This window comes from Methanolinea mesophila (genome assembly GCF_017873855.1).
GTDB classification, from domain to species: domain Archaea; phylum Halobacteriota; class Methanomicrobia; order Methanomicrobiales; family Methanospirillaceae; genus Methanolinea_B; species Methanolinea_B mesophila.
The window spans coordinates 1,827,660-1,844,388 of sequence record NZ_JAGGKR010000001.1 but is presented as its reverse complement, the minus strand read 5'-3'; the positions used below and the strand labels follow the sequence as shown (position 1 = coordinate 1,844,388).

General features: G+C 54.2%; 18 protein-coding genes. 8 read left to right on the top strand and 10 right to left on the bottom strand.

Annotation, left to right across the window (positions count from 1 at the left end; genetic code table 11):
* The first annotated feature begins 52 nt into the window (after positions 1-52).
* Both J2741_RS08655 and J2741_RS08650 read left to right on the top strand, forming a co-directional pair.
* A complete protein-coding gene (locus J2741_RS08655) occupies positions 53-490 on the top strand; it encodes an HNH endonuclease (RefSeq protein ID WP_209674880.1) in 438 nt (145 codons plus the stop codon).
* A 112-nt stretch (positions 491-602) separates the two neighbouring features.
* Entirely contained in the window at positions 603-1,169 is a 567-nt protein-coding gene (locus J2741_RS08650) for a hypothetical protein (protein WP_209674879.1), read from the top strand.
* A 40-nt stretch (positions 1,170-1,209) separates the two neighbouring features.
* Here the strand turns inward: J2741_RS08650 and J2741_RS08645 are convergent, their stop codons facing one another.
* The 5 genes from J2741_RS08645 to J2741_RS08625 form a co-directional block, all read right to left on the bottom strand.
* Positions 1,210-2,061, bottom strand: coding sequence for an ABC transporter ATP-binding protein (locus tag J2741_RS08645; protein WP_394357418.1), 852 nt, complete (start codon positions 2,059-2,061; stop codon positions 1,210-1,212).
* Between the two features lie 45 nt (positions 2,062-2,106).
* On the bottom strand, positions 2,107-2,319 hold the full coding sequence (locus J2741_RS08640) for an NAD(P)-binding protein (protein WP_209674878.1): 213 nt from the start codon (positions 2,317-2,319) through the stop codon (positions 2,107-2,109).
* Positions 2,320-2,508: 189 nt separating this feature from the next.
* Entirely contained in the window at positions 2,509-2,958 is a 450-nt protein-coding gene (locus J2741_RS08635; protein WP_209674877.1) for a hypothetical protein, read from the bottom strand.
* 46 nt (positions 2,959-3,004) lie between these two features.
* The gene (locus tag J2741_RS08630) at positions 3,005-4,447 is read right to left on the bottom strand and encodes an APC family permease (protein WP_209674876.1); all 1,443 of its coding nucleotides are present in this window, start codon (positions 4,445-4,447) and stop codon (positions 3,005-3,007) included.
* On the bottom strand, positions 4,444-6,750 hold the full coding sequence (locus J2741_RS08625) for an Orn/Lys/Arg family decarboxylase (protein WP_209674875.1): 2,307 nt from the start codon (positions 6,748-6,750) through the stop codon (positions 4,444-4,446). The genes J2741_RS08630 and J2741_RS08625 overlap by 4 nt, the downstream gene beginning before the upstream one ends.
* Before the next feature lie 572 nt (positions 6,751-7,322).
* On the opposite strand from J2741_RS08625, the gene J2741_RS08620 reads away from it, so the two are divergent.
* Both J2741_RS08620 and J2741_RS08615 read left to right on the top strand, forming a co-directional pair.
* On the top strand, positions 7,323-8,012 hold the full coding sequence (locus J2741_RS08620; protein WP_209674874.1) for a small multi-drug export protein: 690 nt from the start codon (positions 7,323-7,325) through the stop codon (positions 8,010-8,012).
* Positions 8,013-8,148: 136 nt separating this feature from the next.
* The gene (locus tag J2741_RS08615; protein ID WP_209674873.1) at positions 8,149-9,804 is read left to right on the top strand and encodes an ABC1 kinase family protein; all 1,656 of its coding nucleotides are present in this window, start codon (positions 8,149-8,151) and stop codon (positions 9,802-9,804) included.
* 6 nt (positions 9,805-9,810) lie between these two features.
* On the opposite strand, the gene J2741_RS08610 is transcribed toward J2741_RS08615, so the two are convergent.
* The gene (locus J2741_RS08610) at positions 9,811-9,996 is read right to left on the bottom strand and encodes a hypothetical protein (RefSeq protein WP_209674872.1); all 186 of its coding nucleotides are present in this window, start codon (positions 9,994-9,996) and stop codon (positions 9,811-9,813) included.
* A gap of 327 nt (positions 9,997-10,323) precedes the next feature.
* On the opposite strand from J2741_RS08610, the gene J2741_RS08605 reads away from it, so the two are divergent.
* The 4 genes from J2741_RS08605 (at position 10,324) to eif1A (ending at position 13,219) form a co-directional block, all read left to right on the top strand.
* A complete protein-coding gene (locus J2741_RS08605; RefSeq protein ID WP_209674870.1) occupies positions 10,324-10,914 on the top strand; it encodes an acetate uptake transporter in 591 nt (196 codons plus the stop codon).
* A gap of 162 nt (positions 10,915-11,076) precedes the next feature.
* Positions 11,077-11,661, top strand: coding sequence for a methylated-DNA--[protein]-cysteine S-methyltransferase (locus J2741_RS08600; RefSeq protein ID WP_209674868.1), 585 nt, complete (start codon positions 11,077-11,079; stop codon positions 11,659-11,661).
* Positions 11,662-12,311: 650 nt separating this feature from the next.
* The gene (locus J2741_RS08595) at positions 12,312-12,563 is read left to right on the top strand and encodes a hypothetical protein (protein WP_245249464.1); all 252 of its coding nucleotides are present in this window, start codon (positions 12,312-12,314) and stop codon (positions 12,561-12,563) included.
* Between the two features lie 248 nt (positions 12,564-12,811).
* The gene (gene eif1A, locus J2741_RS08590) at positions 12,812-13,219 is read left to right on the top strand and encodes a translation initiation factor eIF-1A (protein WP_342452249.1); all 408 of its coding nucleotides are present in this window, start codon (positions 12,812-12,814) and stop codon (positions 13,217-13,219) included.
* A gap of 253 nt (positions 13,220-13,472) precedes the next feature.
* On the opposite strand, the gene J2741_RS08585 is transcribed toward eif1A, so the two are convergent.
* The 4 genes from J2741_RS08585 to J2741_RS08570 form a co-directional block, all read right to left on the bottom strand.
* The gene (locus J2741_RS08585) at positions 13,473-13,640 is read right to left on the bottom strand and encodes a CxxC-x17-CxxC domain-containing protein (protein WP_209674866.1); all 168 of its coding nucleotides are present in this window, start codon (positions 13,638-13,640) and stop codon (positions 13,473-13,475) included.
* Between the two features lie 389 nt (positions 13,641-14,029).
* On the bottom strand, positions 14,030-14,926 hold the full coding sequence (locus J2741_RS08580; RefSeq protein WP_209674864.1) for a bile acid:sodium symporter family protein: 897 nt from the start codon (positions 14,924-14,926) through the stop codon (positions 14,030-14,032).
* A gap of 233 nt (positions 14,927-15,159) precedes the next feature.
* Positions 15,160-15,687, bottom strand: a complete 528-nt coding sequence (locus tag J2741_RS08575; RefSeq protein ID WP_209674862.1) for a small multi-drug export protein — start codon at positions 15,685-15,687, stop codon at positions 15,160-15,162.
* 182 nt (positions 15,688-15,869) lie between these two features.
* Positions 15,870-16,496: a hypothetical protein gene (locus J2741_RS08570; RefSeq protein WP_209674860.1), complete on the bottom strand. Its 627-nt coding sequence runs from the start codon at positions 16,494-16,496 to the stop codon at positions 15,870-15,872.
* Positions 16,497-16,729 lie beyond the last annotated feature (233 nt).

Below are 16,729 nucleotides of genomic sequence, written 5' to 3'. Positions count from 1 at the left end.
CAAAGCACACACGTACGAGAACAATCGGCATGCTATGCGGGAACAGGGCCCCATGATTCCGGGTAATCCTCGTTTCTGGGAATCGTGGAGTAATCGCGACCGGTGGATTGCAAAGTGGTGGGACGAACTGATCCGTCCGGGAGTGCGGCCCGGGAGTTGTGCCTGGCGGTTCGTCTCGGTCCTGGTTGCCGAACGGTACCGGTGGCATTGTGCGATCTGCGGCATCCCCTGTGAGCTGGAAGTGCATCACAAGGTCCCGCTCTGCTTCGGCGGGAACTCCGAACCCTCCAATCTGATCCTCCTGTGCAGGGAATGCCACGACCGGGAGCATATGAACAAAAGAGCGGAACGGATGCAGTTCGACTCCTGCCAGGTAAAACTATTCGTGGATGGTGATCCGGGTGGTCAGGGACAGGGGTGTCCGGACGTAACGGGTAAGAACTCGGGAGACCTCTCCGCAAGGGCGGGTGAGGGGAGGGAGGGTGCGTAACGAGAGCCCTCCCGGTAGCACGGGGGGTTTCGGGCGACCAGAAATGAAGAGTTTTTATCTGGTCGAAACCGAATCAGGAACTATGAATATCCATGGAAAAATCCCGGCGTTGATGCTGATCCTTACACTTTCCCTTATCCTTGCCGGATGCAGTGCCCCGTTTCCTGTCCCGGGCGGAGCTCCTCCCACGACCGGCCCCCCTGCCACGCAGACGTCGTCGGGCGATTCCGCATTCTCCTCCCTGTACTCGCAGTCATCGGTCGATGTGGCCGCTCAGATTCTGAATGTGAATTCAAAGTTTTATTCCTCATCAACCGATGCAGGCGTCACCTACTCCCCTGCGAACCTCCGCATGGCGGCCCTCGACATGAGCTCCACCGCAGATGGGTATCACACCTCGATGATTGGGATTTTGAATTTCGCAACCCAGGCAAACGAACTGAAACGCAACGAATACCTAGGATATCTTACCTCGATCTCGACTGCAGGAAAAGATATCGCCGAAGCTGCCTCCGCGGAAAACTCCAACCAGTATGCACTGGCCATGAACTTCGCGACCCTTGCGAGGACCGCACTCGACCGTATTGAAGGAGTCCCCGATCAACAGTCCCGGGACGCGATCACGTCCATGAAAGCTCACCTGGACGATTATATCCAGAGAATGAGAGAAAAACTGTAAAAAGAGCGATCTCCTCATCTCATTTTATGGCAGGACCGGTTCAGTACCCCGTGGCGTAAAAATATCCCTCTTCTTCCCTGACCCGGACGCCCGGCACAGAGAAGAGGGCCTCCATGTTGGATGCCGTGAGAATATCCCTCTTCGGACCGTCTTTCCAGAACCTGCCGTCCTTCATCAGGATTACCCGGGACACCTCGGGGATTATGTCCGGGAGGTTGTGGGTCACCAGGATGATCCCGGTCCCGGACCCGGCCACTTTGCGAAGGGTACGCCGGAACGTGTGAAGCGCGTGCAGGTCGAGGCTGTTGGTCGGTTCGTCGAGGATGAGGGCCTTGGGGTCATGCACCAGGGCCCTCCCGATAAGAAATCTCCTGGCTTCTCCCGAGGATAACTCGGTCATCAGGCGGTCCTGGAGGTGGGAGATTTCCAAAAATTCGAGTATCCGGTCTGTCTTCTCCTCCATCTCGCAGGTGACGTGCTGGGAAAACAACCCCACACTTGAGAAAAATCCTGAAATTACGGCCTCTCTTGCCGAAATCTCCCTGGTGAAGGTGTACTGCAGGTCGTTTGAGACCACGCCGAGGAGTGCGCGGAGGTCGAACACGTGCCAGCGTTCCCTGCCCCAGATCCGAAAGATCATGTCCTCGCGGTTCACCGGGTAATATTCCCGGGTTATCGTCTTGATGAACGAGGATTTTCCCGCGCCGTTCGGACCAAGGATGGCGATATGTTCGCCTTCCAGGAGGGTAACCGCGAGGGAATCAAGGACCTTCTTCCCCTCCTTCATCACGGTGACATCCCTGAATTCGAGCAGGGGGGCCGGAACGGTCGTATCATGAGCGGAAGCCATTGTACACTGCCTGAGTTGCGGGAGACTATCCCGGGTGAGCATATATCGGAAGGTGTAGTCTTTAAGATTGGGACCGGAACGATAAATTCAGGAAAAACTCGGGGTGCTTGCAACGTCCCACCCGGTTCCAAAAAAGTCCATTATGTACCCCTCCGTCCGGAGCGAGGGTCCTTTCTCGATCACCAGGGGGGTCCATCCGCTCTCCCTGAGGAGAATGGCCAGCGTGAGACCCGCTATGCCGCCTCCCGATATGAGGACCGACTTGTCGTCGGGATTAGCGGGGTCCTGTTTCCGGTCCATATCGAGCCATTCGTTCACCCTTCCCGGTAAAATACTTTGCCACCGCCCCGTCCCCTTCTATGATTGCCCGGATATTCAGGGAGGTATACGAAAGTTCACACTCTCCCCGTTTCCGGACATCGTGCCCTCATCAATGCCGGCGGTGACCCTGGTAAAAAAAGAGGTTCGTCTCCCTTCCGGAATGAAAATTCAAAGGGGCATGGATTTTTCCATGGCTTTTAATTCGGATGCAATCAGGGCAAGGATCCCGGTCTGGTCCGCAGGAATATAGATCAGTTCCTGCCCATGCACCAGGATAGTCCCGATTGGCCTGCCTTTGCCCACGGTCTGGGCGGAAAACGCCTGGATGGCCGCGTCGCGGGACTGCATGCTCTCAAATGTCTGGGTCTGCACCGTCACGGTGTTCCCTGCGCTATCCTCGAGGATATAACGCGTACCTCCGGTCGCCCCGGGGAACGGCCATTGTACCGGGGATGTGTTCACGATCGTCAGCCCGGCGTTCTGTGCCGCCTGCTGTAGCGGTTCTCCGGTCTTCACGTAATAGGTATGACCGGGAAACAGTACAAAGACCCAGCCGAACGGTATAAGCACCAGGGCCAGGATAATGATGATCACCAGGACCTCGTCTGCTCTGCTCATCGGAACCCTCCGTTCCATGCGATCCGGAGAGGATACGGAGGCACGGTCATTCGCCTGCCCCCTCCTCGACCCAGCTCGGTTTTTTCATCTTCAGGAAGATCAGTGGGGGCACCGCCAGCAGGAATGTACCGATCAGAATGCCAAGGACATAGGAAACCGTTTCTGCTGCAGTGAACTCACCCGTCGGCATGAGCCCGACAAGGAACGAGAACATTACCCCGAAGGCCCCCATGCCCCCGATAATCCAGATTCCGGCTAGCCCTCCCGGAATCTTGAAAGGTCGGGGTGCATCCGGTTTGCTGTACCGTAGCTTGATCACCGCGGCAAAGATCGTGAAATATACTATACAGAGCAGTTCAACGGTGATCGCCGAGAGGATCCAGTAGGCCTGGTTCACCGACGGGAGGAATACGTACAGCAGGGAGATGAATGTCCCGATCCCCGCCTGTATCAGGAGGACCGCTACCGGGGACCCGTACTTGTTATGCCGGTTGAACACGGGGGGAAGGTTGCCCTCCACCGCGACGACCCCAAGACCCTTTGCAGGGCCTATGAGCCATGCCGCAAGCGAGACCGCCCCGCCGATCGTGATGAGCACCGCCATCGGCGCGACCGCCCAGGGAATATTCGCGGCCTCGAAGAAGTACTGGAGCGCCTGCATCACCCCTGCGGCAAGACTGAGGTCGTCTGCCGGAATTACGAAGGCAATCGCCAGGGTTGCGATGACCGTGCAGAGGAAGATGATAATCGCGGAGAGGGCTATCGCCTTGGGATAATCGGTTTTCGGGTTCTTCGTCTCAAGTGCGTGGAAGCCTGCCATCTCCATGCCTGCAAACAGCAGGATTACCGTTGCAAAGAACGGCAGGGTGGCCAGGTTCAACGTGGGGACGATCTCGCCGGGCGAGAAGGGGGGGAGCACCATCTGCTGGCCGGAGGCGATCCACCAGACCCCGAGGATGATGATCAGGACCGAAGGGATGATACTTCCGAGGATCACTCCCACGTTCTGGAACTTCGTGGAGACGTTCTCCCCGAAGTATGCAATCGTCGTCGTGCCCCAGAACGCGATCATCATCACGACGAACAGATAAATCTTGTCGGTCTGCAGTACGGGCGATATCGCATACGCGAGTGTCGCGGCGATGAAGGCGAGTACCGTAGGGAACCATACGAGATTATTCGACCATTCACAGAATATCGCCACGAATCCGCCTTTATCCCCGAAGGCCTCCCGGCACCATGCATACACGCCGCCCCCCTTGTCCGAGAGCATGGTCGCCAGTTCCGCCGCCGCCAGGGAGAGAGGGATCAGGAACAGCACGGTCCCTATGATGTACCACCCGATGCATGCCCACCCGAACATCGCCATCGAGGGGTAGTTCCTGATACTGAGTACCGCTGCGACGTTGATCATCGCCAGGGCGAACACCCCGAGGATCTTGGGGGGTGACATTCCTGTTTTCTGTTCGTTACCGGTTTCTTCGCTCACGATCGACCCTCTTTGATACAATACATCCTGTATTCGCCTTTTATATTTTCAACCCCGTGGGTGTCATGCTCGAACCCGGGGAACCTGGCATCGAAATCCTGCATCGATTTCAGGTACCGGAGGATCGGGCCGTCCTGCGATCCGGTCCGTTCCCCGGGGGCCAGTACCGGGATCCCGGGCGGATAGGGGAAGATCCCTGTCGCCACCACCCGGTCACCCGCTTCCGATACCGGGACCTGCTCCACCTCGCCCCGGACGAGTTTTCTGTATGCTTCGGCATATGGTATCGCCGGCTCGGGTATGAGGGAGTATGCCTGCTGGAGCAGCTCGCACATACCATGCTCCTTCTTGAACCGGTGCATCTCCTCGGTGAGGCTCTTTAACGTCATCCCACCGTACCGCTCGGGATATGCGTTCGTGAGGTCGGGGAACACCTCCTCCAGTGGGGTTTCCTCATCATAATGGCGTTTGAACTCGAAGAGCTCGGTGACAAGGGTCCCCCACTTCCCCTTGGTATTGCCCATGGAGAAGAGGAAAAGGATGATATAATCGCCGGACTTCTCGTTCACGATCCCCCTGGTGTCGAGGAATTTCACCACCACTGCGGCAGGTATTCCCCATGTATCCAGTGTGCCGTCCTCCTTCACCCCGGGCATCACCACCGTGACCTTGATCGGGTCGAGCATGCAGTAATCGTCAGGGAGCCCGGTAAATCCGTGCCATTTCTCCCCGGGATGCAGGACCCAGGCGGAGGGCTCATCTCTGAGCAGTTCGAACGGCGCATCGGCAAACGCGACTTTTTTTCCGGACTTCGGTTCGGCAACCGTTTCCGGCTGCCACATCCCGAACCACCAGTCCTTTGGTTTCTTTGCGGTGCCGCAGATCTCGCGGTACAACCGGGCCATGACCCGCCTGAACCGTATCGCCTCCTCGATCGATTCGGTGGTCAGGACCCTCCCTGCAGCCCCGTCCATCATTTTCGATGAAACGTCAAGCGAGGCCATGATGGTATAGAGCGGGGAGGTGGAGCTGTGCATCATGAACCCTTCGTTGAACCTGGAATGCTCGATCGGCACCCGTCCGTTCCTTACATGGACCATTGATGCCTGGGAAAGGGCGGCAAGCAGCTTGTGGGTGGACTGGGTGGCAAAGACGGTCGGACCTTTTTCGTCCCGGGCACCGTCCCTCATTGCGAACCGGTCCCGGTACAGCGGGTTGAACCGGGCGTACCCGTACCACGCCTCATCAAAATGAATACTGTCCACGGCTTTTCCCAGCAGCGCCTCCACTTCCGTTGCCTTGTAACAGAGCCCGTCATAAGTGGAATTGGTGATGATTGCATGCACCGGCTTGGTACTCCCGAGTCCCTCGATCAGCGGGCATTCCCGTATCTTCGACCTGATCTTCCGGAGGGTCATTTCCTCCGGGGGGATGGGGCCGATGATCCCGTAGCGGTTCCGGGTGGGTATCATGAAGACCGCGACGGAATGGGTCATGGTGAGTGCGTGCTCGGCCGATTTATGACAATTCCGATCTACAAGGACAATATCGTCCCGGACCACCCTCCCGAAGAACACGATCTTGTTTGCGGTGGACGTGCCGTTCGTGACAAAATACGTCTGGTCCGCACCGAAGACCTTGGCCGCATACCGTTCCGCCTCTCCCAGGGGGCCGGAATGGTCGAGCAGTGACCCGAGTTCTCCCACCGAGATCGAGAGGTCCGACCTGAAGAGCTGCTCGCCGAAGAACTCGAAGAACAGCCTTCCCGCCGGAGATTTGCGGAACGCCGTCCCTCCTGCATGGCCCGGGGTATGCCATGAATACTCGAAGTCCTTCGAGAAGTTTACCAGGGCCCCGAAGAATGGAGGGAGCAGTCTTTCCTTGTACCTGTTTGCGGCAGCCCTGATACGACCGGCGATAAACTCAGGGGTGTCTTCCATGATGTAAATGTACTCGTTTATCTCCCGGATCGTATCGACGTCCAGCTCGGCCTCGCCTACCCCGAGGGGTTCCGACATAAGGAAGATCGGGATATCCTCGTTTCTCTGCCTGATTTCACCGATCAGTTCTTTTGCGGCGTCATGTGTGGGCGAACCGCCCAGGCTCCAGTTGATCAGGATACAGTCCACGTCAGGGAGATTGGCATACGCGGACCGGGCACCCTCGAGCGAAGCGATGGTGAAGACCTGGATATCGTACTCGGTCATGCCCTTGATAATGCGGGCGATCGTTCGCCCGTGCGGGGTATCGGTCGCGATGGTATCATCAATGATGGCTACTACGACCTCCTCCTCCGGGTTCATGCATATCCCCCGTCCGACTTGAGTGGCCGTGCACTCCCCGTTTCGTTCCAGACTGTTGCGGGGCTATTTCTCGGTTCACCAGTCATGTCCAAACCCTCCGGGGATATGCCTCCTATCGGATAAAATGCACTTTGCCGGGAGTAACTGAGAGGAAAGCAGGGATCCGGAAAACCGGGAATATCAAAAATAATTGATTTTTTTACTGGATAATTACATTTCATAAATCGCTCCTCTATACAGCCTTTTATTCATTATATTTAAACATATCTCCCCGATTTCCTGACGGGAAATGGTGAATTTCAGAGAGAATTTTGAAATGGAGTATGGCGAAAATCCGGCTCCTGGGCTGAACCATCATGGGTGGGGTCTCTCTCCCCCCAGGTCCGCGATCCCGGACAAAAAGGGAAGAGCGCTTACTCAGGGATCGAATAGCGATGCCTCCCGGACGGGTCGGGCTCTTTTCGTTAATTATGCATCTATACTCCCGACATTCCCGCGGTTTGTGGGAAGGATTCCCACGAATAACAGATAAGACCAAAGCCCGCCAAACTCATCTGGAATATGGGAGCAGCATGGTTCTCGCGTGGTTCACCCCGGAAGATCAACGATATTCACCTGTTTCTTTCCTTTTCCGCCTGATCCTACCGGGGGCAATTGCCTTCGCCTTCTTCCTCCTGTGTTTCCTTATTGTCCCCCGTGAGTCCGCCATGATCCTCGGAGGCCTGATGATCCTCTATTACGTCCCTCCCGCGGGGAAGGAATCGATCATTCCCCTGGGAATTGCGCTCGGGATCCCCTGGTGGCTCATGGCGGCGGCGCTCGCGCTCCTGGATGTGCTCACCGGGCTCTTCATGATCCTCAATTTCGGAATCGCACTTCGGTTCCCCTACCTCGGGCCCTGGATCTCCCGGTTCATCGCATCGGGGAACGATTTCATGCGGGATCGCCCCTGGCTCGCCCGCTGGAGGACACTTGGAGTTGCATTTTTCGTATTTCTCCCGTTTCAGGGAACGGGAGGCGTCGGTGCCACCGTCGTGGGGATGATGGTGGGACTCTCCCCGGGAATGATACTTCTCGCGATCGCCATCGGGGGTTCCGCGGAGTGTCTCATGTTCGCCCTCGGCTCGGAATTGATCTGGAACCTTATTCTGACCAATGTCTACCTCGGCGTGGGTGTTGCATGCCTGGTGATTCTTGCTGCGATCATAATGTTGCTCCTGTTTCGGAAAATGGGGAGAAAGTCCGTATCCGCCGATAAATAGGACCGAGGAGATGCGGCTATGTTCGGCATTCCCCGAGCCTGGAATTTCCGGGTCGACCCGGCAATGAAATTTTTTCCTGATCCGGTCGCATTCAAGGTATTACCTTTTATGCCCGGAGTGGTTGCAACACTACCATATGCAGACAAAGACCGTCTCAAATCTCAAGCGGTATAAGGAGATAGGGGATGTTCTCCTCAAGTGGGGGTTTGGGACCACCCTGCTCGAAGACCTGTCCCCGGGACTGCGACAGATGAACCTTTCCGGGAGGCTTCATCCGAATATCGCCAACATGTCCGTTTATGAACGAATGCGGCATGTCCTTGAAGATCTGGGGCCGACGTTCGTAAAATTCGGGCAGATCCTTTCCACCCGGAGGGAGATGATCTCCCAGGAGATGTTCGAGGAGCTCTCCAAGCTCCAGGACAAAGTGGCCCCCCTCCCATTCGAGGACATACGCCCGGTCGTGGAGCAATACTGCGGTCCGATCGACCAGGCCTTCCAGTGTTTCGAGACCGAACCCTTTGCGGCCGCCTCGATCTCACAGGTCCATAAGGCAATGCTGCATGACGGGACTGTAGTTGCCGTGAAGGTGCAGCGTCCAGGCATCGCGACGCAGATCGAGACGGATCTCCCCCTGTTCCTGAAGATGGCAGAGAGGATCGAGAAGCTCTCGCCGGAATCCAGGGTGTATAACCCGAAAGCGATGGTCCACGAATTTTCGGTCCAGATCCGGAAAGAACTTGATTTCACCAGGGAAGGGAGAAATGCCGAGATCCTGGCGGCGGGGATGGCCGATATCCCCGAAATAAAGGTCCCCAAAATATTCTGGCAGTGTTCGGGGGAGCGGGTGTTGACCATGGAGTTCGTCCGGGGCTGCAGAATAGACGATATCGAGACGATCCGGTCATACGGGGTGGACCCGGTGATGATCGCGGATGTCGGTTTTCACGCCTATATCAGACAGATCTTCAGGGATGGCTTTTTCCACGCGGATCCACACCCTGGCAACCTCCTCGTCTCCCCAGAGGGGCAGCTTATCTTCCTCGATTTCGGGATGATGGTGCTGGTCCGGCCTGAACGGAGGAAAATCTTCATCAAGGTCCTGCTGGCCATCGTCGACTCCGACGTGGACACCCTCGTCGATTGTTTCGAAAAGCTGGGTCTGGTCATCCGGCAGGAGGACATGGAACCCTTAAAAGACGACCTGTTCTCTGCCCTCCGCGATTACCAGACCACTGCAATCGGAGATTTCAATGTAGGGCCGGCCATGGACTCGCTCCCCAAGGCCCTGCAGAAATACCACCTTATGGTCCCCGGGTCCCTGATGATGGTCCTCAAGGTGATCTGGATGATCTTCGATGTCGCGGTCAAGCTCGATCCGGGTTTCAACTTCAACGAGCGGGTAAAGCCGTATTTCGAGGAGATCATACGGAGCGGTTACCTCTCCTCGGAGACGTTCAGGAAGCTCCCACTCTCCCTTATGGAGATGGCCGAAGGGATCATGAACCTCCCCCGTGCCGTCAACCAGACACTCAGGAGTCTTGGAAATGGCGATTTTAAACTTGAAATCGAGGCAAATGATCTGAAAACACTTAGTACGAGCATCAATGACGCTTCCGAACGGATTCTCATAGGGATGATCGCTTCCGCAATCGTCATCGGTTCGTCCCTCGTGGTGTATGCGTCGGACACCCCGATCACCGGGAACCTTTTTTATCTCACGTTCATCGTCTATATCGTGGCGATTGTCATCGGGATAGTTGCCCTCTTCCGGCTGATGAGGAAAAAATAGGGGCTTTCACACACTCACACTTTTTATCAGTTTCCAGGCGAAAATGAGTGCTACCGCACCCAGAAGCACGCATAATGCCCCGACAATCTTCTCAAAAAGCACCATGATCATCGACATGTTGAGGATCAGGGCAATACCGATTACCACGAGGACTATTCCGGCAATGAATGAAATAACGGCAATCCAGTCCATTAAAGTATCACGCTGAAGATGTGACTGTTAAGCTTACTTATAAATAACGAAACGAGTCCCGCCGACCCTGTGCAGTCCGGGGCAGTCCCGGGGCCAGGGTTCTTTTTCACCGGAAAAATCGCGAACACTTGTGTTCACCGCCATTACCGTTTCACACCACCAGGACCCGTAATGAGAAAAACCTCAAAAAATCCGGTATATTATACGCAGTTTGGAGAAATTGCAGGATATTCCTATGGAAAATACTTATTTTAGCAAGAAGGAAATCGTCTTCCATTTATAGCTTCGTGTCATACCCTGATTTCGTAGCAAAGGATTGATTGACACATGACAGAGAGCAATGTGGAGAGAATCGTACATGTAAAAGACATCACCGGGGGACCGGGTGCACTCGGACTCCTCGGGTACGGGTTGCCCATAATCCTGGTCAGCCTGGCAAATGCCGGTCTCATCGAATCCGGATCGATGATCCTCGGCATGATCATCTTCTATGGTGGTATCGCCCAGTTTACCGCGGGCATGATGGAGTGGAAGAAAGGTAACACGTTCGGTCTGACCGCATACGGATCGTACGGCCTGTTCTGGCTTTCGTTTGCGGCCCTGCTGATACTCCCCGAGCTGGGGCTCGCCACAGGTATCGGTGGAAGCGGCGCTCTGGCGGCATACCTTGCCGTCTGGGGAGTCTTCACGGTTATCCTGTTCATTGGATCGCTGAAGATGTCCCGTGCACTCCAGTTCGTGCTCGGTACGCTTGCCCTGGTCTTCTTCCTGGAGGCTGCGGGAGCCGCGACCGGGATCACCTCTATCACGGTGCTTGCAGGATACGTGGGCATTATAAGCGGATTCTCGGCGGTCTATACCGCGTTTGCACCGATTATGAACGATATTTACGGGAAAACCGTCGCCCCGCTGGGATAACACGGCTGGGCAATCTTTTTTTTTTGATGCGGGGTACATCCCCACATCAGGTATCGGGTATCGTGCCAGGTGAAAAGACATGGATCATTCCCATGCCAAGCCGTCTTTGGAACGCTGGAAGGGAACGCGAGATTATCTCGTCCATGAGGGGAAGAATCAGCCATGACCAGGAATCCGGACAATTGCCCGGGACTGTACCGGTCGATAGTACAACCGACACCTTTCGGTCCGGTGGCCCTTGTCTGGTCCGGGTCGGGAGGTTCGGTGAGGATCGAAAGGGTCCTGATCTCAAGGCCGGGGGTCTCCGCGATAGATGAGGTGCTCCGTCTCTGTCCCGGGACAGGTTCATCAGCCTGTCCGGAAATTGACTCTGTTTCCGCATCAGTTCTTGCATTCCTGGGCGGGGATGATGTTCGTTTCCCTCTTGAAATGCTGAATTTCAAGAGATGCACACCGTTCCAGGAGGCGGTCCTCCGCCTGGAACACGGGATCCCCAGGGGAAAAGTCAGTACCTATCATCTCCTCGCGCGACGGGCAGGGAATGAAAACGCGGCGAGGGCGGCCGGAAATGCCCTGGCCCGGAACCCTTTCCCCATCCTCATACCCTGTCACAGGGCTATCCGCTCCGACTGCACCCTTGGCGGTTTTCAGGGCGGTCCTGCAATGAAACGGGCACTGCTCGAGATGGAGGGGATCAGGTTCGGGAGGACAGGCAGGGTGATCTGCACGGGATTTCATTATGGGTAAAAATTCCATAAGTGGCAGACCAGGAGGAAGTCACCAAAAGCCGGGAATGGTAAAAGGGACCATCACGAAATTTCAGTGCTTTGCCGAATCCATACCCACGGATAAACCCGCGGTTTTGTGAACTGCAGTATCCACTAATATCAGCAATCAAAAAGAGATCAGGTCCGCCCAGGGGTCAGGACCGTGAAGTGTTTCTTACATTTCGCGCACGTTCCTTCCCTGGATTCCTTAAAATAGGCTTTTGGCATGTTGAAGACGATCGAATTCTCTTTAAAGCAACTGGGGCAGGTAAAACGGATTACATACCCGGATCTCGTCCCGACAACCGTCGGATATACTGAACTTTTTATCATAATCTCGTTCTTGGAATGGTTTTACAACGATTCGGAGGTAACAAGGGTCCACTCCGAATATTCAGATTCCGATAACTCTTCGCCCGGTAGATGTCCGCTGGGGAATCTATGCCAATCCCATCAAAAAGGCGTATGCATGTCCAGACTTTTCTGGTTCATTATAATAGGCGGGCATAGGGTATATAAGGCTGGTATCAGGCGACCGTGACCTCCCACCTCAACAGTCACTGAAGGCAACATCATATATTCTTGTACCACGGACCTCCGCAATAATTATAAATAATTCCTGACCCGTTAATGCACCCTGAAGAAGGGATTTGCATGCCATACCGTTGGAACAAGAAGGTTGACGTAGACGAGACCGTGGTGGTCATAAAGAATGTCTTCGATGAGCAGTCAGAACTCCCGAACTGGCTGGTTAACACCATTTACGGGGCGATACGAGATTCCGATCCCGCGTTTGCCGAGTACTTTTACGCAGAAGTCAAGAAGTATGTGCCGAAAGCGATGAAGTATTTCGAAGAGGGTTCGGTCCGGGCCCCGATCTGAAACCGGGAGTGAGACCTCCGGGGATTCCGGGTATTCACCCCTAAATTTTTACCTTTTATTTGAAGATTCCCGGGTAAATCCCATTCTCGGAGGCGAGGTCTAAAGTATTTCGAGCTCCGGAAACGCGTGCAACGAACTATTGTTTTTCTTCAGGATCCACTAATTACGAGAGCCGGGGTTTCCCCCCGGTGCGGGACAACATGGTTTCCCGGAAAAATTTGTCCATTCTTTTTGGATAACCGGGAAATATGTCGTCCTATACATACCTTCATCGTATCACGCACCGTTTAGGGGACTACAAAGTTGGTTGCATGCAAAAAAAATCACATAAGGATAATGGCGAACGAAACCCGAATGCAGTGAATGCCGATGGCACACCGATTGTCCGGGCAAGACTGCCAAAGAAATGGAAGAAAGAGCAGTTCGCGTACGCTGAATCTATGCTTGGAGCAAATCATGTCCGTGTCCGGTGCAGTGACGGGGTCACCCGGATGGGAAGGATCAAGGGAACCATGAAAAAAAGGACCTGGATCCGCGAGGGCGATACATTAATCGTTGCTCCCTGGACTTTCCAGGATGAGAAATGCGATATTGTCTACCGGTATATTCGAACGCAGACGGAATGGTTGAGAAAAAATAACTATATTTTAGGGTAATTTTTTTCCGGTAGCGCGAACACGACGACCGTCGGCAATTCATCCGGTTCATTCGGTCTTCATGGCACCTTTCCTTTCCAGGCCGGATACGGGTAGGAAAGGATCACCCTCCATTAATGACTTTTTCTATAATTTCCGGCCTTTCATGTGAAAATAAAAAAAAATCTGCCGACGTCAAGGAGTTGTTACGAAACGATAATGATCATCCGGACCTCTGCCGGCCCTGTGGGCGGGCTGTCCGAAAAAGAAAAATTTAGAGCCGGGGGCGCCTGTGGTTCGGGAGGCAATCCTGGCAATAGACAGGTCTGCCCTCGGTAGGCTTAAACGGCACTTCACAATCCTTTCCGCAGTCTGAACAGACTACCTTTGTCATTTCACGGGGTCCGGAATTTCTCGAACTTCCAAAATTTGATGTTTCCATGTTGTATACTCAAACAGTTTGAAAAACTGTAGTTACTACAGGGGAGCCGAGATGATAAAGCACTGCCTCGTCCCATGAAAAAAACGTTAAAATTTCTTCTTTTTTAGGAAATTTTTTAAAATACCGGCTTTTTTGACATTCGTATTCGTGACGTTCCCGGGGCTTCGCCCCTGCTACGGCAGCTCCCCCAGGCGCGATATCTCCTGGAAAAAGGCGTATCCTGGCAGATATCGCTCAATATAACTAGATAACTAGATCCTGGACCTACAAATGTCCGGTCAAATCCCCATCATCTCCCCCGGACAGGACGCGTTTCACCGGGTGAACGAACTACCCACATCAGGCTTTTGAAATTCCCGTACCTGGCCTGAGACCGGAGGTGCGTCGGTTCAGGACCCCGCCTTTGCGGTATCATCCGTCGGGATGAGCCCCGACTTTCTCCGCCACAGTCCTGCAACAATTCCGACGATTACCGTCTGAATAATGGTATATGCAATCAGGACGGTCAGGATATCGCTCATTATGGCTGTGAAACTGCTGGCTGCGAAGAGGAGCGCCATTCCGGAGTTCCTGATCGCAGAGCTCTCTGCGAGCGACCTGCGGATTCCGGGGTTGGGTCCTCCGAGGAGGAACCCGAAAAGGAACGATATGGCGACGGCCAGAATGATCACCAGGACCCCGTAGGAGCCAAAGAGACCACGGAAAATCCCGACCGGATTTGCCGGACCGAATGTTGTCGCCAGGGCCAGGATGAGCACGAAGAGGATCATTACGTACGAGAACAGCACGACCGGCCCCTTCAGACGATCAGCAACCGTCGGCCGGTATGCCCGCAATGCGAGGCCGACGATCAGGGGGATGACCATCAGGAATATCAGGGACCGGATTACAGGCCAGACATTCATCATGGTGCTCTCCGGGAGCACGATAAGCAGGGTGACCGGTGTAGATACCAGGGCAGTTGTACAAAGCAGGAACATGAGCCCGGTGGCGAACGGGACGTTGCCTGCGGATACTTCAGCCAGCCTGGGACTATAGGACGCACCCGGGGCGCTGGTCATCAGGATGCATCCGATCAGCACTGCCCCGGAAAGAGCAAATACGGTGACGAGGATGTAGCCCGTCAGAGGAACGAGGACGAGATTCACCAGTAGTGCGATGATGACCAGCCTGATGTCCTTCAACGGGGCGAGAATATCGCGATACGTATGATCGAGGCCGATAAAGAGGAGCGAGGTGATGATGAAGAGATATATTGCAACCATAAGGATGGTTTGTGTAATCATATCCGGTCTGCTCCTGCGATCAATCGTATGAATATTCCCTAAATTCCATCATATTTCTTGTTATTCGAACGCCGAACCTACCGGGTTCCCAGGAGATGTTTTGATACCTGTTTCCCGCCCGGGGTCCGGGGAATTTACCAGCCGGGCAGGTTTGACGGATGAAGGGGGTGGTAGCGGGGTTCGCCTGAATTATCTCCCGATAATCCGCATAAAAAAATGATTGAATAATAATTCTATAGTACGCCGGCCAGGAACAGGAAGGTGAAACACCCCGACATAAAGCCGAGAAAGGTGAAGATAACCGCCGGGATCCGCTTCCACGAGAGCAGCCAGGCGATGACCGGGGTCCCGTAAAGGCCGATCCCAGGTATCCATACAAGAAGAAAGCATGACACGGAACCGTACTTCGAAAGAAACGGATACTTTGAGGTCTTTTGCTCGATCTTGTCAATGAATGATGCGACGCGTTTCGAACTTGTGCCAAGCGTCTGGCAGATCTCGAATACCCCGAGGATCAGGCCGATCCCGAAGAATGCCATAAAAACGAGAGTCTCAAGCGGAGTGAGCCCGGCTCTCAGACCGACCGGTGCGGCAATGGCCTGGAGGGCGAATGCCGAGAAGAGGAACCCAAACATTGAAGCTGCGGTGGATCCGAAGAGAATCCCGGCCAGGACCGGCAGTATCACACTGATCCCCAGGATATACACGATGATGCGAAGAAACCTGTCCAGAAACCCGGTTTTTGTGCTCTCTTTATCCATGGTTCGCTCTTATCTCCTGACCTGTTTTCCCATACGATATATTTCCGGGTCTCTTTAAATTTTCACCTTGCCTTCGGGTGAAAATTCCCGGACCTCCATGGTTTTGTTTCTCCCGGGGATACGGCCAGGAAACCATTGTCAGCGATCCTCTGGTTATGGATCCGGAAGACACGGAAAAAGGGTTATTCGTTAAAATAAGGGCTGTCCTTCACCATATTATGGAAAATGTTCTCTTTCCCGTGGTGATTCATGTAGAAGTATACGATTCCGGCCACGATAATCGACGATAACAGGACAAAGATCATGTCGGTCATGGTATCGGCATTGTTCGGCTGCATAGGCCCGGCGAGGGATCCCCCGAAGAAGAGGTCCATGAAGAACTCCCAGATTTCCCAGAGGTATTCCATCGCCATGCCGAAGAGGATCACAAAGATCGCGATGAACGGGGTGTCCAGGTTGTAGTTCTTGATCTTGTCGGCAAAGAGGATCGCGACAAACCCTATGATCGAAACGATGGTTCCCGAGATCAGGTGAGCGAGTGAGTCCCAGTTGGGGAAGGTGATGTACCGCTCCTGGACATAGCCGGAGACGTGGATAAGTAATGCGAGGGATACCAGGAAATACACGAACCATGGAAAGACGATTTTTGTCTTCCACGTGAAGATATAAGGGATCATCCCCACAATGAAAAGGGCGCCTGTTATCAGCGCGGCTGAAGGGCCCTGATATACAATTGCGATAATGACATTTAAACCTACGAGCGCCTGGACAATATAGGCCAGGTACATACCATACGAACGCTGGGTCATGATAAGCGTGAGAAGAGAAAGTTTATCAGTTCATCGGGATTTTCCCGCCCACATGAGATCCGACCTCTACAAGGTCTGTCCTGCCGGGAGAATCAGCCATTTCCCTATCGGAAATTGATGGTGTGAAAAGTATCGGCGGATCCTTATTCTCCTCCCGCGTATCCGCGGGAATTATTACGTGAAGTGCTGTATATTGTCGTTGATGAATAAATTTCAAGGCGGCAGACAAACCA